The following is a 21,064-nucleotide window of genomic DNA, read 5'->3' on the forward strand; positions in this document are numbered from 1 at the left end:
TTCGGCCACGGATACGGGGCCCGGCCCTGCCGGATGGTAGGCTAGTGGAACTTGATGTGCAGTGATGCCCACTTTTGATTCGGTTTACCGGCTTCGGTCCACCAACCGGATCCCTGCCAGATTCCCTCGGGAATCCGTACGCAGGCAGTGGGATTTTTTCATGTGAGAGGCACATCCTGCGTCGATGAACGCGTTCCATTTGGTCCCGGCGGCCGCTTGCTGAAGTTTGGCAACAGCCCGGTTGATCACCTGACTTTTCTTCGGCGAACCCTTGAGCCAACCGGCATCGGGGGCCGATATCCGCACGGATACCGCCTGAAAGACCTTGAAACACATGACTACATTTGCTGCCCTCGGCACGCCCAAAGCACTCGCCGACACGCTGACCGCCCAGGGAATCGTTGAGCCGTTCCCCATCCAGGTCAAGACCCTGCCGGACACCCTGGCCGGACGCGACGTCCTGGGCCGCGGCCGCACCGGCTCCGGCAAGACCATCGCTTTCGCCATCCCGCTTGTGGCACGACTCGCCGAGCGGGAAGCCAAGCACTTCCGCAAGCCCGGCCGCCCGATGGGCCTGGTCCTGGCCCCCACCCGTGAGCTGGCCACCCAGATCAACGCGACCATCGAGCCGATGGCCAAGGCCCTGGGCCTGACCACCACCGTGATCTACGGCGGCATCTCCCAGGCCCGCCAGGAAAAGGCCCTCCGCGCCGGCGTCGACATCGTCATCGCCTGCCCGGGCCGCCTGGAGGACCTGATCCGCCAGCGCATCCTGACCCTTGAAGCCGTCGAGATCACCGTCTTGGACGAGGCCGACCACATGGCCGACCTCGGATTCCTGCCGGTGGTCAAGAAGCTCATGGACATGACGCCCACCCAGGGCCAGCGCCTGCTGTTCTCCGCCACCCTGGACAATGGCGTGGACAAGATCGTCCAGCGCTACCTGTCCAACCCGCTGACCCACTCCGTGGACGACCCGCAGGCCGCGGTGACCACCATGGAACACCACGTCCTGGTGGTCAACGACCAGACCGTCAAGAAGCAGCTGATCGTCGAGCTCGCCTCCGGAGCCGGCCGCCGCGTGCTCTTCATGCGCACCAAGCACCACGCCCGCAAGCTGGCCAAGACCCTGACCGACGCCGGCATCCCCGCCGTCGACCTCCACGGCAACCTCTCGCAGAACGCCCGTGACCGCAACCTGGCCGAGTTCTCCTCCGGTGACGTCCGCGTCCTGGTGGCCACCGACGTCGCCGCCCGCGGCGTCCACGTCGACGACGTCGAACTGGTCATCCACGTGGATCCGCCCACGGAGCACAAGGCGTACCTGCACCGCTCAGGCCGTACGGCCCGCGCCGGTTCCGACGGAACCGTGGTCACGCTGACCCTGCCCGAGCAGCAGTCCGACGTCAAGAAGCTGATGAAGGCCGCCGGCGTCGAGGTCAACTTCGAGCGCGTCACCGCCAACTCCCCGCTGGTTGCAGAACTGGTTGGCGAAATGGCCGACAAGATCGATCCGCGGACCCGTGCGGCACTGCTGGCAGCCAAGGCCGCCCAGCACGGCGGCGGCACCTCCACCGGTGCCAACGCCGAGCGTAAGCGCGCACGCCGCACCACCCAGGCTGCACCCACCGCCGGTGGCCGTGGCGGCCGTGGCGGACGCGGACGCGTCGGAGCCGAGGCTCCCCGCACCGATCTGCCGCGCGCCGAGCGCCGCGCCGTCGCCTACGAAGGCAAGGCTGCTGCCCGCAACGCTGCCGACCGTGTCGCCGAGCAGAACCAGGACCGCGCCGATGCCGAGCGCGCCGAGCGCCGGAACGCCCGTGGCCGTGGCCGCACCACCGCCTACGCGCACCACAACGACGTTCCGGCCGCCGGCGGCCGTGCCGCGGCTGGCCGCGGTTCGGACGGACGCGCAGCCGAGGGACGCAGCGACGCCCGGGGCGCTTCGGCTCCCCGCAGTGGCGCACCCCGGACCGGTGGAGCTCCCCGCACGGGTGGCGCACCGCGCACCGGCGGCGCACCCCGCACGGGTGCCACGGCCGGCGGCCAGCGCAACGGACGCCCGGCAACCGGCCAGCGTGCAGCTGCCGGCGCCAAGTCCGGAGGCAGCGCCGCTGTCTGGTCCTCGAACACCGGCGGCACCTCGGGCGGATCCTACGCAGGCGGCGGCAACGGCCGCTCCAGCGAAGGCCGTCCTGCCCGCAGCGGCGGCCCCCGCCGCGCGTCGGCTCCGGCCTCGAACGAACGCCGCAGCCGCTAGAGTCCCACCTGCCCGCTACCTAAAGTAGCTGGCGAGGCACGAAATGCCGGTCGCTACGGGAATTCCCGCAGCGACCGGCATTGTGCGCAGCGCGAACCATGAAGTGCAGCGCAATCCACACAGCGCAGCGCCGGTTACCAGCCGCGGGCGCGCCACTCTTCCAGGTGCGGGCGTTCCGCGCCCAGCGTGGTGGGCTTGCCATGGCCCGGGTGGACTACGGTGTCATCCGGATACACGTCGAACAGCCGCTCGCTCACATCGGTGATGAGCTGGTTGAACCGCGCCGGATCCTTCTGCGTGTTGCCCACTCCGCCCGGAAACAGCGAGTCGCCGGAAAAGATGTGGGCCGGGCCTTCCGGGTCCTGGTACACGAGGGCGATCGAACCGGGAGTGTGCCCGCGCAGGTGCACTGCCGTCACGTCGAACCCGTCGAAGTTGCCGACGTCCCCGTGATCCAGCAGCACATCGACCTTCACCGGCAGTTCCGGGGCGTCTTCGGTCCCGGCCGCCGTTTTCGCCCCCGTGGCTTCCACCAGGCCCGGCAGCGCCCGGACGTGGTCCCAGTGTTGGTGGGTGGTGGCAATCAGCGCGAGCTTCGGCGTCGCGGTGGTATCTGCGGCGGCGTCCGCGAGCAGTCCCTGGATGGCGGCCAGATCATCGGCCGCATCGATCAGGAGCTGCGCGCCGGACGCCTTGGCCGTGAGCAGATACACGTTGTTGTCCACCTCGCTGACCGAAATCCGGCGGATGGTGATGTCACGTAAGGAGTGAATGAGCGAGTCCATGGACTTCAGTCTACGGAGGCGCTATTCACGGCCCTGGGACACCCAGTTGGGATCCGCGGAGCGGGAGCCGACGACGGCGTCTGCGGCGGCGTCGAGCGTTTTCAGTTGCGCTGCGGTGAAGTCCAGTGCCAGGGCACCCAGGTTCTCGTCGATCCGGTCCGCCTTGCGCGTGCCGGGGATGGGGACCACGGGCAGTCCCAGCTTCCGGCCCTGCGCGAGCAGCCAGGCCAGGGCCACCTGGGCAGGAGTTGCGGGCCGCCCGGCAACGCTCAGTTCCGCAGCGACTGCCCGTACGGCGGCCACCACGCCCTGGTTGGCGTCGGCGGCGTCCGCGGCGAAACGCGGGATGTTGCGGCGGAAGTCGTTACTGCCCAGCGTTGACGCGTCCACGGTGCCGGTGAGGAATCCCCGGCCCAGCGGCGAATAGGGCACAAAGCCCACCCCGAGGCCTGCCGCGGCCGGAACCACGTTGCGTTCCACGTCGCGGCTCCAGATGGACCATTCGCTCTGGACCGCGGCGATCGGGTGGACGCGGCTGGCCTCACGCAGCTCCTCGGCCGTCACTTCTGACAGGCCAAGGTGCCGCACCTTGCCGGCCTGCACCAGCCCCGCCATGGCCTCCACGGTTTCCACTATCGGAACGCGGAGGTCACGGCGGTGCAGGTAATACAGGTCGATCGAGTCGGTGCCGAGCCGTTGCAGGCTGCGGTCCACCGCCTGTTTCACGTAAGCCGCATCTCCGCGGATGTCCGTGTAGCCGGCCGAGGGGTTGCCCACGAGGCCGAACTTGGTGGCCAGTTGGACCTCGCCGCGGCGTTCCTTGAGCAGCCGCGCAATCAGTTCCTCGTTGCTGCCCCCGCCGTAGATGTCCGCCGTGTCGATGAAGCTGACGCCGGCGTCGACGGCGTGGTGCAGGGTCTTGAGGGCCTCGGCCGGGTCCACGTCGCCGTAGACAGGGGTCAGGGCCATGCCGCCGAACCCGAGGGGGCTGACCGTGAGGCCGTCGCCGAGCTGGACTGTTGCTGCCGTCATCTGGGTCTCCATTCGCGCACGCAGTAGTTCCGAAGTAGTTCCGTCCCTGCCAAGAACCTTTCCCTGCTAAGAACCCTTGAGCGCGCGCGGCTATTCCGGCCCGCGCTTGTTGGCCGGTCTGTTCGCCGGCGGACAATTCTCCCCACCTTTGACCGTGGCACGGCCAGCACGACGGCGCGCCGCGGGGACACGCCGTCGTACTGCCTTAAACGTGGGGAGTTTCCGCGGAGGAGGGCCGCTGCTGTGCCCCGGTGGCCGGTTTGGTCGCCGGTCCCGCGTCCCGCTCTTCGGCCGGCAGGAGCTTCAGGCCCGCGGCGCAGCCGACAATCCCGGCGATGAACAGCAGCCTGAGCGGGCTGGCAGGTTCGACGCCGGTGGCCATCGCCCAGCCCACGGTCAGTGCGGCGCCGATCCCCACCCAGACGGCGTAGGCGGTGCCGAGCGGGATGCGCTTCACGGCCATCCCAAGCCCCACCATGCTGAGAGTGGCCGTCACCGCGAAGACGATGGTGGGCAGCGGGCGGGTGAACCCGTTGGACAGGCCCAGGGCAGTGGCCCAGACCGCCTCCAGCACAGCGGAGGCGAGCAGGATCAACCAGGTAAGGGCAGGAGTTGACCGGTTATCGCGGCGTTGGTTGGCAGCTTTCATCACGCCACCAGCTTCAGGCCCACGACGCTCGCGGCAATCCCGCCAAGCAGCAGGATCCGGGCCGCGGTGGCGCGCTCAACTTTGGCGATCATCGCGTACCCGGATGTCAGCACGACGCCGACCCCCACCCAAACGGCGTAGGCCGTTCCGGTGGGGATGGACTGCATGGCGACGGCCAGCCCGCCCGTGCTTGCAATGACGGAAACGAGGAAAACCAGGCCCGGGACCAGCCGGCGCCGGCCGGTGGCCTGCGACGTGCGGTGCAGCGCGGCGGCCCAGACCGCTTCCAGCGCTCCGGAAAGAATGAGTATTAACCATGACATGACGGCTCCTGTGGCCAGTCTTGTCGCGTGCCGGGTACTGAACCGTCGTCCGGAGGCCCGCAAAGGGGGGCCTTGGCCTCCAAGTTTAGCAAATCCGGTTGCCCCCAGGCGGGCGTCACCGCCGGACGGCGTCGCTCCAGACCGTGAACGTGCGCCCCACAGGGTAGTGGGCGCATGCCTCGCCCGGGGCGGTGAGGTCGCCGGCGTCGATATCGGATGCCGCCGACACCACGGCCCGGCCGTCGGCGGTGGCCAGGGTGGCCCGGGCGCCGATCCGCCGCAGCGCCGGCATGGCCCCACGTTCCAGGCGCTGGACCGTGACGTCGATGCCCACGATTCCCGCGACCGGACCATCCGGGCGGGTGAATACCGGGTGAGTGAAGGTCAGGACGTATTCGTCGGTGCAGAGGAAATCCACGTAGGGCCCCGTGACATGCGCCTGGCCCGTTTCCACGGGGATCCGGAACCATTCGGCCTTGACGTAGCGGCTGATGGAATTGGGGCTGAAGTTGGCCAGGGCATCGACGGGCTCCAGATCCGGGCCCTGCCACCAGGCGATATAGCTGCGTTCGGGTCCGAGCAGCCCGGCGTTGGCGATGAACCCTGCGCCGGCCGCGTAGCCATCAGGCAGCTGCACCAGTTCCTCGACTACCGGCCTGATGAGCTTGTCCACGGCCGTGCCCGTGACTTTCCCGGACATGGCGGCCAGGGCTGCCCCGGTGTCGGCGGCCCACACCGTCAGGCGGCGCTCGATGCCGGCGATGGTGGCATCGAGTTCGGCGGGCGCCCGCTCGGCAGGACCGGGTCCGGCGGCCGCCGCGGGAGGAGCAGCGGGGCGCCCATCGGTGGGCTCTGCGGAGGCGACTGCCGGGGCGGCAGCGTTTTGGCCTGCGGTCGACGTTGTTTCGGTCATGGTTGCTGCCTTTAGCTCGAAGGGGCCGGGACATGTGTGGTCAATAGCGTTTGGCCTGTTCGGTCAGCAGCCAGTCGGCAGTGGCGGAGATGAGGGCCTTGACCCCGGTTTCGGCCGCCCCCGGATCGTGGGCCTCGATGGCGGCCGCCACGTCCTCGAGGATTACTGTGGTGCGTTCACGGTAACCGGTATCGGCGCACGGGAGCAGGGTGAGCGTGCCGAGGTCGGCCTGCAGCCTGATGAGCTCCCGGGCGAGCCGGGCGGAGCGGGCTATGGCCGCGACTTCCAGCAGGAACTCCGAGAGGGCCAGCCGCCAGCTCAGAGAGTCATCGTCCGCAGCGGGGATGAACGAGCGCAGCGTGGCGACGTCGGCCGCGTCCGAGCGCCGGGCTGCGACGCCCGCGCAGGCCGCGGCGATCGCCTGGTAGTGCAGGGCGAGGTCCCTGATCTGCAGCCGGCTCAACTCATGCAGCTGCTCTAGGGCCCGTTCCCGGGAGGGCAGCACGTTGTCCGCGATGAAGCTCCCGCCGCTGCGTCCACGGGCCGTCCGGATGATTCCCGAGGCCCGCAGTTGGGAAAGGGCCTCCCGTGCCGTCACCGCAGACACGCCGAGGGCCGCGGCCAGCTCGGTTTCGTTCGGCAGCCGCTGGCCGCTGGTCAGCAGCCCGGTCTCCACGGCCTGTTCGATCCGGCCGCACACTTCATCCACCAGTCCGCGTGATTTGATCGGCGTGAACACCGCGGCGAGGCTCCGGGAGGCGCCCTTGGGCGACAACAACATCCGGGCCTCCCTTCCCTCCGGCGGTATCCGGCCGCCTTGGCCGGGGCATTCCTGCAGCGTCCGCGAGCGGCGCCGCCGTGCGTCGTCCGGGCTGATGTCATCCTAATCCGGGCTTTGCCGGAGGGTCTATACATAAAACCTATGAAGTAATAGCATTTGGGCCAGCAGCCCAGTGTGCACTGGATCACATTCCGCTGCGTGGCTTTCCCGTGGACGATCCGGCAACGACGTAAGGCGCACCGCATGACCGAAACATTGGCCGCCGGCACCTCGACCGGAACCGAAGAGGTTCCGGCGATCCGCCTGCGCAAGCTCACCAAGGTCTTCGGCGACACCACCGCGGTCAACGGGGTGGACCTGGACATCCGCCATGGGGAGTTCTTCTCCATGCTGGGCCCGTCCGGCTCCGGCAAGACCACGGTCCTGCGCTTGATCGCAGGCTTTGAACTGCCGACCTCCGGCAGCGTTGAACTCGAGGGCAAGGATGTCACGGCGATGGCGCCCTTCCAGCGGGACGTCAACACCGTCTTCCAGGACTACGCGCTGTTCCCGCACATGTCCCTCGTGGACAACGTCGCCTACGGGCTGCGGGTGCGCGGCATGCCCGGGAACCAGCGGCGGGAGCGGGCCAGGGAGGCCCTGGACCGTGTCCAGCTCGGAAAGTTCCTGGGCCGCAAACCCGCCCAGCTCTCCGGCGGCCAGCGGCAGCGGGTTGCCCTGGCCCGGGCGCTCGTTGTCGAACCAAAAGTGCTGTTGCTGGACGAGCCGCTCGGCGCCCTGGACCTGAAGCTCCGGCAGCAGATGCAGGTCGAACTCAAGGAATTGCAGCGCTCGCTGGGCATCACCTTCATCTTCGTCACCCACGACCAGGAGGAGGCCCTGACCATGAGCGACAGGATCGGGGTCTTCAACAACGGCAGCATCGAACAGATCGGGACCGCGCACGAAATCTACGAACGCCCCGGCGACATTTTCGTGGCCAACTTCGTCGGCACGTCCAACATTTTCGACGCCGGCCAGGCGCAGGCGCTCTACGGCCGGCCGGATCCCCTGTGCATCCGTCCGGAGCGGCTGCGCGTGGCTTGGACCGGGCAGCCGGAGGGCCGTGCCGGCACCACCTCCCGGCCCGGGACGGTGACGTCGTTCGTGTACGTCGGGCACGCCACCCAGGTGCGCGTGCAGCTCGACGACGGGCCCGCCGTCGTCGCGCTCTTTCCCGAAAAGCTTCCCGGCAACGACGCGGAACTGGTGAACGGGCCGGTAACCGTCAGCTGGGACGACGACGCCGTCGTCTGGCTTCCGGCCGGCGGCTCCGGCACCGATGCACCACCCCACTCCGATTCTCCACACATCGAAAGGTAAGAATCATGGCACCAAGAACAAAGGCCTCCCTGGTGGTCGGCGTGGTGGCGGCGGCAGCCCTCGCGCTGTCAGCCTGCGGAACCAGCGGCGGATCGGGCGCCTCAGCGTCGACGCAGCCGGCGAAGACCGAGATCGGCGCCGGTGAAGGCCAGATTTCCATCCTCGGCTGGCCCGGGTATGTCGAGGACGGCAGCAACGACCCCGCGGTGGACTGGGTGCATCCGTTCGAAAAAGAGACCGGGTGCAAGGTCAGCTTCAAGCCGTTCGGCACCTCGGACGAGGCCGTGACCCTCATGCGCACCGGGCAGTACGACGTCATTTCCGCCTCCGGGGACGCGTCGCTGCGCCTGGTCGCAGGCCATGACGTCCAGCCGGTCAACATGAGCCTGCTGAAGAACTACCCGGACATCTATCCGTTCCTGAAGGACAAGGCCTGGAACACCGTCAACGGCGTGAACTACGGTATGCCGCACGGCTGGGGCGCCAATCTGCTGATGTACTCCACGGACAAGGTCACCCCTGCGCCCGCCTCCTGGAGCGCAGTGTTTGACGACGCCGCCAAGCACACCGGCAAGGTCACGGCCTACGATTCGCCCATCTACATCGCCGATGCCGCCGTCTACCTCATGGCCCACAAGCCGGAGCTGGGCATCAAGAACCCGTATGCCCTAGACAAGGACCAGCTGGCCGCCGCCGTCGACCTGCTCAAGCAGCAGCGCACGCACATCGGCGAGTACTGGAGCGATGTCGTCAAGGAAGTCCAGGCCTTCACCTCCGGGAGCACCGTGGTCGGCACCACCTGGCAGGTGGGTGCCAACATCGCGACGGCGGGCGGCGCCAAGGTCGCAACCCTCCTCCCTGAGGAGGGTGCCACCGGCTGGTCGGATACGTGGATGATCGGGTCCAAGACCAAGAACCCGAACTGTGCCTACAAATGGCTCGACTACATCGCCAGCCCCAAGCCCAATGCCCAAGTGGCGGAGTACTTCGGCGAATCCCCGGCCAACGCGAAAGCCTGCGCGCTGACCACTGATCCCAAGCACTGCGAGACGTACCACTCCGGTGATACGGCTTACGCCGAAAAGATCTGGTACTGGACCACCCCGGTGGCTGACTGCCTCGATGGCCGCAAGGACGTCAAGTGCACGGACTATTCGGAATGGACCAAGGCCTGGACGGAAATCAAGGGCTGATCCCGGCACCGCCGCACCAATACCCGCAAGAAAAAGCCGGCCCCGGCGGCCGGCAGAGATTAAGGCGAGATGGCACAACAGACGCAACAGCTGCCGCCCGGCCCACCCCGTGATGCCGGCGCTGTACCCCGGGCGAAAAGCAACGCCTTCTCGGCGTTGCTTCACCGCTCACCCCGGCTGAGGCTGGTCGGGCTGCTCACGGCCCCGGCGGCCTGGCTGGTGCTGGTGTACATTGCCGCCCTTGCGGCACTGCTGATCACCGCGTTCTGGACCGTGGACACCTTCACGGGTGAGGTGTCCACGGTCTGGACCACGGAGAACATCGTCACGGTCCTGACCGATCCGGTGTATCAGCGGATCACCCTGCGGACGTTGTGGATCGCGGTGGCGGTCACGGTGATCGACATGATCCTTGCCCTGCCCATCGCGTTCTTCATCGCCAAGGTGGCCAGCGCCCGATGGGAAAAACTGCTCGTGGTGGCCGTGCTGATGCCCCTGTGGGCCAGCTACCTCGTCAAGGCCTACGCCTGGCGGAATGTCCTGGCCGAGGGCGGCCTGCTGGAGTGGCTGGGGGCTCCGATCGGCCTTTCGTCCCCCGGCTACGGCGAGACCGCCGTCATCCTGACCCTGTCCTACATCTGGCTGCCCTACATGATCCTGCCGATCTACGCGGGCTTTGACCGGGTGCCCGACTCCCTGCTGGAAGCCTCCGGGGATCTGGGCGCGAAACCGCTGACCACCATGCGCCTGGTGATGCTTCCGCTGCTGGTCCCCTCCATTATCGCGGGCACGATCTTTACGTTCTCCCTGTCCCTGGGCGACTACATCACCGCGCAGATTGTCGGCGGGACCACCCAGATGCTCGGCACCGTGGTCTACGCAAACGTCGGGTCCGCGAACAACCTGCCCTTTGCCGCCGCGGTGTCGCTGGTTCCGATCGCCATCATCATGTTCTACCTCTTCATCGTCCGCCGAACCGGCGCCCTGAATAACCTGTAGCGAAAGGCGCATCATGAGGCTTTCCCGTAGCGCCAAAGTGGTCCTGGGCATCGTTACCGCGCTGGTGCTGCTGTTCATCTACACCCCGCTCATGCTCGTGGTGGTGAACTCGTTCAACGCGGACCGGACGTTCGGCTGGCCGCCCAAGGGCTTCACGCTGGAATGGTGGGGCAAGGCTTTTGACTCGCCCGGCGTCCGCGAGGCCGTCTTGTCCTCGCTGTGGGTGGCGGTGGTCGCGACTGTCATCTCGCTGCTGCTGGGGACGTTGCTGGCATTGTCATTGCAGCGGTACGCGTTCTTCGGCCGCGACGTCATCAACCTCCTGGTGATCTTGCCGATCGCGCTGCCCGGAGTTGTCACGGGCATCGCCCTGAACAACATGTTCACCACCATCATGGGCATCCCGCTCAGCCTGTGGACGGTGGTGATCGCCCACGCAACGTTTTGCATGGTGACCGTGTTCAACAACGTCATCGCCCGGCTCCGCCGCATGAGCCCCGGCCTGGAGGAAGCCTCCTCCGATCTCGGCGCCGGCGTTTTCACCACGTTCAACCTGGTGACGTTTCCCCAACTGCGCTCTGCCCTGCTGGCCGGCGGGCTGCTTTCCTTCGCGCTGAGCTTCGACGAAATCATCGTCACCACGTTCACGATCGGTGCCGGTGAGACCACGCTGCCGATCTGGATCCTGCAGAACCTCTTCCGTCCCAACCAGGCGCCCGTGGTCAACGTTGTGGCCGTCGTGCTGATCGTGGTCTCGATCGTTCCGATCTGGCTGGCGCAGAAGCTGTCCGGGGACTCTGTGCGGGTCAGCGGCGCCCGGGTTAAGGCGGACGCGCGCTAGCCCGTGCCTGGCTCGTGGATCGGATCGATGGAGACGACTGCCAGGAACCCGCGGCCCACGATTTCCGGCGTTCCGGCATCGGATCCCACGACGGCGTCATAGCGGTTGAGCTCGGCGGGTGCCGGCTCCGGGGCGGCGGGCTCCGGGGTGGCGGCGGTCGTGTCGTTCGCCTGTGCGGGCCCGCCTGCCGTCGCCGGGCTGACGGTCGCCTGGCCCTGCAGGAGGATGCCGAACTGGCCCTCGAACACCGGGTGTGCGCGCTTCTTAGAGAGCTCGATGATCGACGTGTAGCCCTTGAAGGCGCCGTTGCGGGTGATGACGTTCAAGTCCCGGATGTCGCCGGTGGGCAGTGCCCCCGCCGAGTCCGCGTCGCCGGAGAACCGGAACGGGCGGTACTTCTCCAGCGGGTGCTCGGCGCCGTCCACGCTCAGGAGCAACAGCTCGCCGTCGATCACGGTCAGCACGCGGTCCATCCCGGCGAAGACCGAGAAGGCACCCGCTTTGGACACCTCGGCGATGCTGACGCGCCAGTCCCATGCGTTGTCCTGCGCTGACCGCGGATGGCGTGCCACTTCGCGCGTCACCCCGCCGCCGTTGCGCCAGGGGTGGGCTTTGAGCTCGGCGTAGCGGATGATCTCCATGGCCTCAGCCTATCTGCCGGGCTGCCGGCGCCCCTGCCGCCCCGACTCCGCCCCGACGCAAAGTCGGCGGCGGCGGTCCGGTCTTGCTAACGTCGGAGGCAGGAAGCGTGCAAAAGGAGCCCCGAATGTTTGTCAAAGTGTGCGGTCTTAGCACCCCGGATTCGGTCCGCGTCGCGGCCGGCGCCGGCGCGGACGCCGTCGGCTTCGTCCTGACCCGCAGCCCCCGGGAGGTCACGCCGGAACAGGTCAGGAACCTCCTCGCCCACATCCCGGACGGGCTGCCGGCGGTGGGGGTGTTCCGGCACGAACCGGCCGCCGACGCCGTCGCCGTCGCCCGTGAGGCCGGGCTGGCGTGGGTCCAGCTGCACGGGGACCGCTCGCCGGCGGACGTCCGGACGGTGCACGACGCCGGGATGAAACTGATCCGGGCCGTCACCATGGCCGCCGCCCCGGAAACCTTCGAGGACTGGGGCGAGGAGTTGCTCCTCATCGACGCCGCTGTCCCCGGCTCCGGCGAGGCCTGGGACTACGGCTCCGTCCGGGCCAAAGCCCTTGGCGGCCGCAAATGGCTGCTCGCCGGCGGCCTGGATCCCGCCAACGTGGCCCGAGCAGCCGCGGAGGCCGGTGCATGGGGCGTCGATGTTTCCTCCGGCGTCGAGTCGGCACGAGGCATCAAGGACCTGGACAAAATCGCGGACTTCGTGCGGGCGGCCAAGGAATCGGACTAGGGCCGGACACGGAAGAGTGGCAGCGGGATCGTCCCTGTGCTGCCACTCTTCCAACGGGGGCCGCCACGTTTCTAACGCGGCGCCCGAGAACTGTCGGCGCGGACTAGGAGCGTTTGATGATCACGTCATCGATGTATTCGTCGCCCTTTTGCCGGTTGTGCTCCGCCCCGAGCTGAACCTTGCTCAAGGTGCTGCCGAGCATGCTGACGCTCGTGCTGCTGTACTTCTGTACGCCGTCGAACCACACCTGGATTGTTGAATTGCTGCCGTTCGCGGTCACCCTCATGGCGACGCGGTGCCACGCGCTCATGGAGATGCTGCTGGAGATCAGCTTGGTGTAGACGAAGGTGCCGCTTGGTGAGGTCACCCGGAGCCACAGCTGCCCGTTGCTGTTGTAGCGGTAGATGTCTGCAACGCGCGTGGAGCCTGAGAAGAACCGGAAGTACGGGACGTCATTGCCGGAAACGCCGGCCACGGTGATATTGAACCAGCCGTCCGCGTACGAGGTCTTGGTTCCAGAGCCGAAGGCCGGAGTCGAGAGGTTCGCGAGAGAACCGGAATCCGTGGTGACATGCAGCTTGGTCGAACGCGTCCCGGTATGTTTCTGGGAAGTCGAAACGGCCGCCGTGCCGGTGCCTGAAACTTGGGGGATGAGGCCGCAAAAGCCACTGGCCTCAAAACTCGTCGCGAGCACCACAGTTCCCGGATAGGAGTTTGTTGGCGCGGGGGCGCAGGTTGCAGCGTTGGCCGCCGGGGCCGAACCGAAAATGAGGGAACCGGCTACGAGCAATCCGAGCGTCCCCACCGTGCTGAGTGCTTTGAGTTTTCTCATTGGAGATTCTTTCCGTGGTTGGTTCGAATTGTTGACGTGCGCTTGTCCCGGCGGCACCGGGTGAGTGGTTCGGTTCATGCAAGCTGCGCAAGGTGTGCCAGCTGCATTACTACAGCGACGCAGACGATAGCCAGCAGTGCTGCGGTGATGACCACCACGGCCCGCGGGAGTGCCTTATCAGGCTTCAGGACGCGCAACACATCGCAACTCACCAGCGCCGATACCGTGGCCAGCCCTGTCAGGAAGATGATCATTTCGCACGCACCAGGACCCGCTTCGGCCGCTTGAGCTCAAGGCCCAGGAAGGCGAGGGTGATCAGGGACAGGACGCACACGCCCACCGGCGGTGACCAGAGCCGTGCATAAATCATCGCCGTCGCCACGAGGGTGGACATCGTCAGGCTGAAGGCAATTGCGATGGCGATGCTGAGGGGCAGCGCGCCGGTGGCCTGGGCCGAGCGCGGGGGGTCGAAGCGCAGGAGCAGTACCAATGCTGTTCCGGGCCCGGCCAGCATCAGCAGCCCGATCACCGCCAGGCGCAGCCCCTCCGGTCCGACGAACGAGAGCGGTATGGCTGCCAGTGCGACGGCTGCCGTCGCATAGCTCACGTAGCTGCGTTCACTTGCCATTGCTAACTCCTTCGATATGAAAAATCACGCCGCCGGCGTTTTCGAAGACCTTCGTCCAGCCCGGACTGGTGCCGCAGGTGGCGACAAAGCGTTGAATGTCGCCAGTGGGAGTCGACCCGCGAAGTTCGGCGGCCTCCTGCTGGCTTTGGGTAACGATGAGGTACGCACCCGATTTGTGGGCGATCTGGTTGGCCGCGTCACAGCTCAGCGGCGCGGCGTTGGGGATGGGCTCGGCAGCAACGAGCGCCCGGTAGTCATAGTCCGCGTAGTGCTGGAATCTCCACGGGGTGTTGCGAACAGCCTCAATGAGGACAGAGCCGGTGGGCGCGGTCGAATAGAGGCGGTTCACGACTGCGAGTTCGTCGTTGCTAAAGCTTTCCATGCTGTCATTTCCGTAACGGGAGACCACCGTGGCCGTCGCCAGCACGGAACCCATCAGCAGCAGTGCAAGGGCCCGGCGCAGGCTCAGTCCGGCGGAATGGTCTGACATCAGGGGCAGTACGGCCAGGCAGACCGCAAACGGCAGGCTGAAGAGATAGAGGCGCAGGAGCAGTTCACCGCCATATGGCTGGAGGGGGATCAGCACCAACGGCGCAAGGGCTGCGGCCGCGGCGGCCAGCCACGGTGCCTTCCGCCGGTAGCCCACGATGGCGCCGACAACGGCGAGGAGCCAGACCAGGGCGACCTCGGCGATGCGGGTGTAGACGACGAACACATGGGCATCGCTGCCTGAGACCCTGGTGCTCAGCGCACCGAGGCTGTTCGCACCGATGTCGCCGAGCGAACCGAGGAGCTGGCCGAAGTGACCCTGCACGAAGGATGACGCCGCGAAGAGCAGCCAGCCCAGGGGCAGGACCACGGCCAGGACCGGCAGGAAGCGAAGCCGGAGACGGCCGGTCAGCAACAGTGCGGCCAGGATGGGGATCACGGCAAAGGGGCTGAGCTGATGGGACGCGGTCATGGCAACCAGGATCAGCGCGCAGACCACAACGAGCACCGCCGTGTCCGCCCGGGGTGCCGCTATGGCGCCGTACCGGGGGACTGAGCCGTCCAGGTTGGTGACGTTCCGGGCAAGCCACTTGGAGAACTTCGTGCGCTCCGTGGGCCAGGCCCATCCCTCAAAGACGCTCAGCAGGCAGGCCACCAAGGTGAGCAGGAGGACGAACGAATAGGCCTGCGGCGACAGGTAGTCCTGTCCAATCCAACTGGCCAGGTAGAAGATCCAGACCGCCGCCCACGCTTGGCGCGGATTCGCTGTCAACCGCCGGGCCAGGGCCAGCAGGGGTGCGAGCATGAGGATGTTGATCCCCACGGGAGCCCACGTTGCAATACCCAAAAGGTCTTTTGCGCCCGTCGCCCCGGAGAGCATTCCCAGCATGTCGAAAAAGCCGGGCCAGTTGAAGTAAGCGTCCAGGTTCGGATTCAGCTGGCCCGATTGGCCAATGGTGTCGGCGATGCCCAGATGGCGGTAGCTCGCCTCCAGCCGGGGCAGCCCATGGATGACGGCGTCAGCGCCATGCAGGATGACCACTGTGACCAGCAGCTGCCAGGTCAGGAGCACTGGAACGAGCCGGCGGAGGCTCAACGAGGCGACAAATGCGGTCAGGCTGAGCCCAAGCGCCACGAAATAGGCCGGCGGCAGGGAGGCGATGAGTCCGGCCCCGCCGATCAGGACGGGATTGACCTGGGTCATGCTCCAGACGCCGAGGGCCAGGGCGGCCGCGGCGGCCGCAGCCAGGGCGCCGACGTGCCACGACGGGGTCAGTCCAAGGTTGCGGTGTGTGGGCGGTTTGGCGCCGCCGACGTGCGTATGCCCATGGGTCTCCTGCCGGTGGGCGCCGTGCTCCGGGAGGCTGGTTGCCGTTTCGCGTATCATCATTTCTCGATTCAGGTCGGCTGGTGGCGCGCCGCTGAGGGAATCTCGCCCGCGGTGGAGGCGGACTTCGCTCGGGTCAGAACGATCAGGCGCCGGGCGGCGATCAGCGACGCCGTCGCCTGGGCAACGGCCCAGAGGACGGAGATGCCAGTGAGGCCATATTGCTGGGCCACGGCCACGGCGGGTGCCACGACCAGGATGGCGGCCAGGGTGGCGACTACCGTGGATTCCACGAGCCGCCCTTGGGCCCGGCACAGCCCGTAGTAGACCTGGGTCACGCAACTCAGGAGCAGTGCCGGCACGAGTACAGGAAGAAGGACCCACGCGGACGCGTATTGCGGTCCGAGGAAGCCCAGAAGCAGCGGCCCGGCCACTATCAATATCAGCCCGGCCACGAGAGTCAACAGGAAGCTGGCCCGCAGCGCGGAGGCGACGAGGCCCGGCCGCGCCCGCGTTCCCGCGAGGGCCGTTTGCAGGGTAAATCCGGCAGACTGCGGCACAAAGAACACCGCCGAGGCCATCATCCACACCACGTACCAGGAGGCCGTAGGGGCCGGACCCAGAGTGGCTGCAACGATGAGCGGGAGCAGGTAGCCGGGTGCGCGGTCGGCGAGCATGAGGGCGTGGTTGGGAAGTCCGGGCTTCAGGAGTTTCAGGGCCTGGCGCGCCCGCAGTCCGTGTTTCCAGTCCGGGGACACCTTGGCCCGGCGCAGCTGGCGCAGGCCTACGAGGACGCTGGCCAGAGCCCCGGCGGCAACAGCACCCACAACCACTTCCACGTCACGGAGTCCGACGGCGAATGCGGCGGCCAGGAAGGCGAGCTGGACCAGGCTCTGCACGAGACTCCTGACCAGTGCGCGGTCGGCCCGTTCCTGGGCCACGCCCACGTGGTCAAGCTGGTACGCGCTGGCGGCCAGGAGCGCCGTGGCCAGGAAAAGTACCGTGACCAGGGGGTCGACCCACGCCTCGCCCACACCCGTGCCGAGCCAATTCGTGATGCCAACCAGCAGGCCCGCGCCCAGCAGGGAGAACGCAGCGACGCTAAGCAGGCTTGTGGCGATAAGGCGCCGGCCGCCATCACTTTCCGCGGGAAGGAGCGTCAGCGTGGCGGGCCCGACGCCGAGCATCCCCAACTGCACGGTCAGGAGCGCCGCCGACACCACCGCGGAGCTGAGACCTATCTGCGCAGGCGGCAGCACAAGGGCCGCCAGCGCCCAGAACAGGAAGCCCGTCACCATGGGGGCGATCCTCGCCGCGGCCAGCCAGGCCGCGTTCCCTCCGACTGACATGGGCTTGTGGGCCGGCCGCAGGAGTTCGCCGAACATGGCGCGGTAGTTGTAGAGGAGGAAGCCTATCCAATACGGCAGGAAACGCGGTGCCCGGAGCAGGGACAGGCCCACACCCCTCACAGTGGCCAGCAGCGGCAGAATCACCAGCCAGAGGTGGCCCGTGTGCTTGCGGACGGTCCGGGCCGTCCCGGCCCCGTCCTGAAGCCACTGGTCGCGGGCGTAGTCGAACGTGTCGTCGAACCGGTGCCTGACCATCACGGAGTCGGAGACGCCCAGCCGGTAGCCGGCCTGCTCCAGCCGGATCCTCAGCTCGACGTCTTCCCCGGAGCGGAAGTCGTCGTCGAACCCGACGCCAAGCAGTACGTCGCGGCGCATGAGTGTGGCGCTGACGCCGAACCATTTGCGCACCCGGCTGTGGTTGTGGTGCCAGGCCAGCGCGGCACCCCAGTACCCGGGGCCGTCGGCTTCGCTGGCCAGCCCGAATTGCAGGCCGTCGTAGTCGCCGGACTCGAATTCGCTCAGCAGCCGGGGCAGGCTTTTGGGCGGAAGGACGACGTCGGCGTCGATCAGGGCGACAACCTCACCGGTGGCGCTTCGGGCGCCGAGCATCCGTGCGGCCGGCAGGCCGCGTCCTTCGTCGGAGATGACGGTTGCCCCGCACTCGCGGGCGATGGCGGCGGTGTCATCGGTCGAGCAGCCATCGATGACGATCATTTCGTGCGGATGCTGGCTGCGGATCGACTCAAGGCACTCGCCCAGCCACGCTGCGGCATTGCGTGCCGGAACGACAACTGACACCTTCAGATCGCTCACGTGGACTCGCCTCACTCATCCAGTTTTGAACGGACCAGATTCGCGATGTAGTCAGATGCCTGGTCCGCAGACCATGCGGCCGGCAGCCGGAGCAGCCAGCAGGGAACATCCTCCAGGGCCCGGCGGACCACGGCCGCCTTCTGCCCGAAATGCTCCTCCAGCGGGACCAGGCTGGTGGCGCCGAGGGCCTCGACGAGCCGCCGCGACACCATGGGCAGTTCCGAATGGAAGTTGCCTACGACCCGGGACGTCATCCATTCCGCGCTTCGCGCTTCCAGCCGGGCGTCCGCGCCGTCGAACCGCTCGAGGAAGATGGCCAGCTGTGCCGGCGCCGCGGATGAAATCCGCTGCGCCCCGAAGACATGCTCCGGCTGCACCATGCGGTGCTCGGGGGACCAGCGCCGGGTGAAGGCGGCGGTTTTCGGGTAGCGGACAATGACCGGATGGACCGCCGTCGCCAGGTGGGCGACCGGCGTGGTCAGCCATCCGGGGGCCAGGGGCTTGCGCGTCCCCCGGAACATGTCCGGGTAGATGGCACGGTGGTGGGGCTTGATGAACATCGGTTTGGCGTAGCCCATGAGCATGCCGCCGGCGCCCATGAAGGCCCAGTCATCCGCCATGAAGCGCACGTCGCGCATGGCCACCAGCTTCGCCACCGTGCTGGTCTTCCCGACCCCGCCCCAGGCCGGCAGAAGCACCCCGGAGCCGCGGAAATCCACTACCGCGGCATGGATCATGGCCGTCTCCTCCTGGACACACAGCCTGTCCAGCAGCGGAATCACGGAGGTCAGGAGCTCGCCGGCGCCCTCGACCCGGTACCCGTCCTTTGTCTCGATGATCTGGACGCGGTCCGCCGGAATGTAGAGGGATTCCCCGGTGAACCGGTAGGCATCCTCCGCGTGGGACTGGCTGGAAACCGGCGATATCTTCGCGCCGATGGTGATCCGCCGTGGCGCGGCGGAGGTCCCCAGGAACGGGGCGAGCATGTCCCGCAGCTGCGGTTCGCCAGGCGTCCCGGCCTCGACATCGATGCCCACGATCCCGTGGACATCGAAGGAGGCGCCGGGGGAGGCATCGATCGGCTGTTTCACGTCGCGTTCAGGCTGGCTCATGATCCAAGCTTTCTGGGGTCGGGTTACAGCGGTCGGGTGGTTCGGGGTGCAGGGGGCGCAGGTGCTGCACCGGGCGGTCTGCGGGGACGGGCTCGTAGGCTGCACGGTTCACTGGACTTCCCTCCAAGGCTCTTCCGCCGACGCCGTGGCCGCCTTCACGGGCGAGGGTGCGGCCGGCAGGCGGCGCCCGCGGACGTAGCCGGTGGCAGTGGCTGCGAGCACGGCGATGATGGTTGCCGCCCGGCCGAGTCCGGCACGGTCGCCGCCACCGAGCCAGCCGCGGATTCCGGCGAACACCGCCCGAGGCAGGACCTGCCGGACATAGCGCCGTTCAGGGCCCAGCGCGCGCTTGTGGCCAACCACGCGGCTGACCTGCGCCTTGGAAATCCCTTCGCCCCAGGAGCGCGCAAGCATGTAGCGCAAGGTGCCGCGCTCTGCCGGCACGTGGTGGTGCACCAGGGCTGCGGGTTCATAGACAACCCGGGATCCGGGAGCTCCGATTACCGCGCGGATGCACAGTTCGGTCTCTTCGCAGCCCAGCGGGACGGCGTCCTGGCGCCCCAACGCTGTGTTGAAGCCGCCGACACGGTCCAGGACATCGGCCCGGAAGGACATGTTTGCGCCAATGACGTTGCGGACTTCGGCGGCAACTTTGGGCATTCCCCGGTAGGTGCAGCCAACAATCCAGTCGAGCTCGTTGGCGAAGTGGCCCGGCCGGCCCGTTTCCCAGAGCGGTTCCACCCGGCCGCCCACAGCAAGGACGTCGGGATCGTCGTACAAGGCTGCGAGCCGCTCGAGCCAGTCCGGCTCGGCTTCGGCGTCGTCATCGAGGAAGGCCACGATCTCTGCCTTGGCGATTCCGGCGCCCGTGTTGCGGGCGCCGGAGAGGCCCTTGGGGCCGGTGTTTTCGACTATGACGGCGTCGGGGACGGTGAAGATCAGCCGTTTGTACAAGTCCACGTTGTAGTCGACGACGACGATCGTCTGCTTGGGCGGGACGGTCTGGGTGCGGACCGAGTCCAAGGCGCCCATCAGCCTGTCCCACCGGTCCTCCGAGTAGGAGCAGATGACCACGGATACTGCCGGGAAGCTGGAGTGTCCGGACATCCTATTCGCCTGCCCGTACGCCCAGGACGCTGCTGGGATCGGTGGGAACGTGGGGGAACACCGCGCTGGGGTACTTGTACTTGACTCGGCGCAGGGCCTCGGGGCGGGCACCGGCTGTCGGCGCCTCCCAGCTCACGCGCTCGCGGGCAAGGGTGCGGAGAACCCGCCAGCCGTCCCGGAATGTGTGCAGGTTCGACTGGCCGGAGATGCGGGACAGCTCATGGCTGGGAACCTCGGCAATGCGAAGGCCTGCCCTGGAGGCCCGGACAATCAGTTCGGTTTCGATCTCGAACCCATCGGACTCCAGTTCCAGAATGTCAACGCATTCGCGGCGGAGGGCAATGTAGCCGTAGCAAAGGTCCGAGTAGTCGCTGTGGAGGACCGCATTGGCGAGCCCGGTGAGCAGCTTGTTCCCCCCGCTGCGCAGCCAGGTGAGATCGTCGGAGCCGCCGCCCGTCACATAGCGGGAACCTTTGACGAAGTCGTATTCATGCTGGAGCGGGGTCACCAGCCAGCCGATCTCCTGGGGGTCCATGCTGCCGTCGCCGTCCAGCATGACGATGATGTCGCCGGAGGCCGCGGCAAATCCGGCCCGCACGGCGTTTCCCTTGCCGGGGCGGGGCTCGGCCACCACCACCACGTCCAGGCGCATGGCCCGCGCGACATCAACTGTTCCGTCCAGGGAACGGCCATCAACAATTACCACCTCATCTACATAGGAGGGCATACGCCGCAGAACCCACGGCAAGTTCATCGCCTCGTTCAACGTGGGAATCACCACACTGACCGAGGGATTTGCCGGCGGGGGCGTCGTTTGGGGGCGCACGTTTGGCTTGAGATTCGGGATGGACACTGGCCTCACCACTCAATGACGTATTCTGCTCGTCCCAATTGCAGCGC

21 protein-coding genes and 1 riboswitch are annotated in these 21,064 nt (G+C 67.4%); of the genes, 6 read left to right on the forward strand and 15 right to left on the reverse strand.

Annotation, left to right across the window (positions count from 1 at the left end):
* The first annotated feature begins 334 nt into the window (after nucleotides 1-334).
* Complete coding sequence (locus AC1DDO_RS17565) at nucleotides 335-2,260, forward strand: DEAD/DEAH box helicase (RefSeq protein ID WP_441409585.1); 1,926 nt, start codon at nucleotides 335-337, stop codon at nucleotides 2,258-2,260.
* 134 nt (nucleotides 2,261-2,394) lie between these two features.
* On the opposite strand, the gene AC1DDO_RS17570 is transcribed toward AC1DDO_RS17565, so the two are convergent.
* From AC1DDO_RS17570 to AC1DDO_RS17595, 6 genes are all read right to left on the reverse strand, one after another.
* The gene (locus AC1DDO_RS17570; protein WP_476868878.1) at nucleotides 2,395-3,045 is read right to left on the reverse strand and encodes an MBL fold metallo-hydrolase; all 651 of its coding nucleotides are present in this window, start codon (nucleotides 3,043-3,045) and stop codon (nucleotides 2,395-2,397) included.
* Between the two features lie 21 nt (nucleotides 3,046-3,066).
* On the reverse strand, nucleotides 3,067-4,077 hold the full coding sequence (locus tag AC1DDO_RS17575) for an aldo/keto reductase (RefSeq protein ID WP_476868879.1): 1,011 nt from the start codon (nucleotides 4,075-4,077) through the stop codon (nucleotides 3,067-3,069).
* Between the two features lie 205 nt (nucleotides 4,078-4,282).
* Nucleotides 4,283-4,726, reverse strand: coding sequence for a DMT family transporter (locus tag AC1DDO_RS17580; protein WP_476868907.1), 444 nt, complete (start codon nucleotides 4,724-4,726; stop codon nucleotides 4,283-4,285).
* Entirely contained in the window at nucleotides 4,726-5,049 is a 324-nt protein-coding gene (locus AC1DDO_RS17585) for a DMT family transporter (protein ID WP_229994079.1), read from the reverse strand. The genes AC1DDO_RS17580 and AC1DDO_RS17585 overlap by 1 nt, the downstream gene beginning before the upstream one ends.
* A gap of 9 nt (nucleotides 5,050-5,058) precedes the next feature.
* Nucleotides 5,059-5,126, reverse strand: a riboswitch (guanidine-III (ykkC-III) riboswitch).
* Between the two features lie 38 nt (nucleotides 5,127-5,164).
* Complete coding sequence (locus AC1DDO_RS17590) at nucleotides 5,165-5,962, reverse strand: cache domain-containing protein (protein WP_476868880.1); 798 nt, start codon at nucleotides 5,960-5,962, stop codon at nucleotides 5,165-5,167.
* A gap of 40 nt (nucleotides 5,963-6,002) precedes the next feature.
* Complete coding sequence (locus AC1DDO_RS17595) at nucleotides 6,003-6,743, reverse strand: FadR/GntR family transcriptional regulator (protein WP_476868881.1); 741 nt, start codon at nucleotides 6,741-6,743, stop codon at nucleotides 6,003-6,005.
* Between the two features lie 243 nt (nucleotides 6,744-6,986).
* Here AC1DDO_RS17595 and AC1DDO_RS17600 point away from each other — a divergent pair, with 243 nt between their 5' ends.
* The 4 genes from AC1DDO_RS17600 to AC1DDO_RS17615 all read left to right on the forward strand — a co-directional run bounded on the left by AC1DDO_RS17600 (nucleotide 6,987) and on the right by AC1DDO_RS17615 (nucleotide 11,138).
* On the forward strand, nucleotides 6,987-8,105 hold the full coding sequence (locus AC1DDO_RS17600; RefSeq protein WP_476868882.1) for an ABC transporter ATP-binding protein: 1,119 nt from the start codon (nucleotides 6,987-6,989) through the stop codon (nucleotides 8,103-8,105).
* A gap of 5 nt (nucleotides 8,106-8,110) precedes the next feature.
* On the forward strand, nucleotides 8,111-9,298 hold the full coding sequence (locus AC1DDO_RS17605) for an ABC transporter substrate-binding protein (RefSeq protein WP_476868883.1): 1,188 nt from the start codon (nucleotides 8,111-8,113) through the stop codon (nucleotides 9,296-9,298).
* A gap of 69 nt (nucleotides 9,299-9,367) precedes the next feature.
* The gene (locus AC1DDO_RS17610) at nucleotides 9,368-10,297 is read left to right on the forward strand and encodes an ABC transporter permease (protein ID WP_476868884.1); all 930 of its coding nucleotides are present in this window, start codon (nucleotides 9,368-9,370) and stop codon (nucleotides 10,295-10,297) included.
* A 13-nt stretch (nucleotides 10,298-10,310) separates the two neighbouring features.
* Nucleotides 10,311-11,138: an ABC transporter permease gene (locus tag AC1DDO_RS17615; RefSeq protein WP_476868885.1), complete on the forward strand. Its 828-nt coding sequence runs from the start codon at nucleotides 10,311-10,313 to the stop codon at nucleotides 11,136-11,138.
* Here the strand turns inward: AC1DDO_RS17615 and AC1DDO_RS17620 are convergent.
* Nucleotides 11,135-11,779 carry a HutD/Ves family protein gene (locus AC1DDO_RS17620; protein ID WP_476972414.1) on the reverse strand — a complete coding sequence of 215 codons (645 nt, stop codon included), beginning with the start codon at nucleotides 11,777-11,779 and terminating at the stop codon, nucleotides 11,135-11,137. The two genes, AC1DDO_RS17615 and AC1DDO_RS17620, sit on opposite strands and share 4 nt — an antisense overlap.
* Nucleotides 11,780-11,904: 125 nt before the next feature.
* Between AC1DDO_RS17620 and AC1DDO_RS17625 the strand changes: the two genes are divergently transcribed.
* Nucleotides 11,905-12,507, forward strand: a complete 603-nt coding sequence (locus AC1DDO_RS17625) for a phosphoribosylanthranilate isomerase (RefSeq protein ID WP_476972415.1) — start codon at nucleotides 11,905-11,907, stop codon at nucleotides 12,505-12,507.
* Nucleotides 12,508-12,610: 103 nt separating this feature from the next.
* On the opposite strand, the gene AC1DDO_RS17630 is transcribed toward AC1DDO_RS17625, so the two are convergent.
* The 8 genes from AC1DDO_RS17630 to AC1DDO_RS17665 form a co-directional block, all read right to left on the reverse strand.
* Nucleotides 12,611-13,339: a hypothetical protein gene (locus tag AC1DDO_RS17630; protein ID WP_476868888.1), complete on the reverse strand. Its 729-nt coding sequence runs from the start codon at nucleotides 13,337-13,339 to the stop codon at nucleotides 12,611-12,613.
* A gap of 74 nt (nucleotides 13,340-13,413) precedes the next feature.
* Nucleotides 13,414-13,593 (reverse strand): hypothetical protein, encoded by a 180-nt coding sequence (locus AC1DDO_RS17635; RefSeq protein ID WP_441409599.1) that lies wholly within the window; start codon nucleotides 13,591-13,593, stop codon nucleotides 13,414-13,416.
* Nucleotides 13,590-13,967 (reverse strand): hypothetical protein, encoded by a 378-nt coding sequence (locus AC1DDO_RS17640; protein WP_476868889.1) that lies wholly within the window; start codon nucleotides 13,965-13,967, stop codon nucleotides 13,590-13,592. Before AC1DDO_RS17640 ends, AC1DDO_RS17635 begins: the two co-directional genes overlap by 4 nt.
* Nucleotides 13,957-15,846, reverse strand: a complete 1,890-nt coding sequence (locus AC1DDO_RS17645; RefSeq protein WP_476868890.1) for a hypothetical protein — start codon at nucleotides 15,844-15,846, stop codon at nucleotides 13,957-13,959. Before AC1DDO_RS17645 ends, AC1DDO_RS17640 begins: the two co-directional genes overlap by 11 nt.
* An 8-nt stretch (nucleotides 15,847-15,854) precedes the next feature.
* Nucleotides 15,855-17,945: a glycosyltransferase gene (locus AC1DDO_RS17650; RefSeq protein WP_476868891.1), complete on the reverse strand. Its 2,091-nt coding sequence runs from the start codon at nucleotides 17,943-17,945 to the stop codon at nucleotides 15,855-15,857.
* An 11-nt stretch (nucleotides 17,946-17,956) separates the two neighbouring features.
* Nucleotides 17,957-19,057 carry a hypothetical protein gene (locus tag AC1DDO_RS17655; protein WP_476868892.1) on the reverse strand — a complete coding sequence of 367 codons (1,101 nt, stop codon included), beginning with the start codon at nucleotides 19,055-19,057 and terminating at the stop codon, nucleotides 17,957-17,959.
* Nucleotides 19,058-19,165: 108 nt separating this feature from the next.
* Nucleotides 19,166-20,164, reverse strand: coding sequence for a glycosyltransferase family 2 protein (locus AC1DDO_RS17660; protein ID WP_476868893.1), 999 nt, complete (start codon nucleotides 20,162-20,164; stop codon nucleotides 19,166-19,168).
* A gap of 1 nt (nucleotide 20,165) precedes the next feature.
* Nucleotides 20,166-21,026 (reverse strand): glycosyltransferase family 2 protein, encoded by an 861-nt coding sequence (locus AC1DDO_RS17665; RefSeq protein ID WP_476868894.1) that lies wholly within the window; start codon nucleotides 21,024-21,026, stop codon nucleotides 20,166-20,168.
* Between the last annotated feature and the right edge of the window lie 38 nt (nucleotides 21,027-21,064).

This window comes from Arthrobacter sp. 10N43 (genome assembly GCF_056394525.1).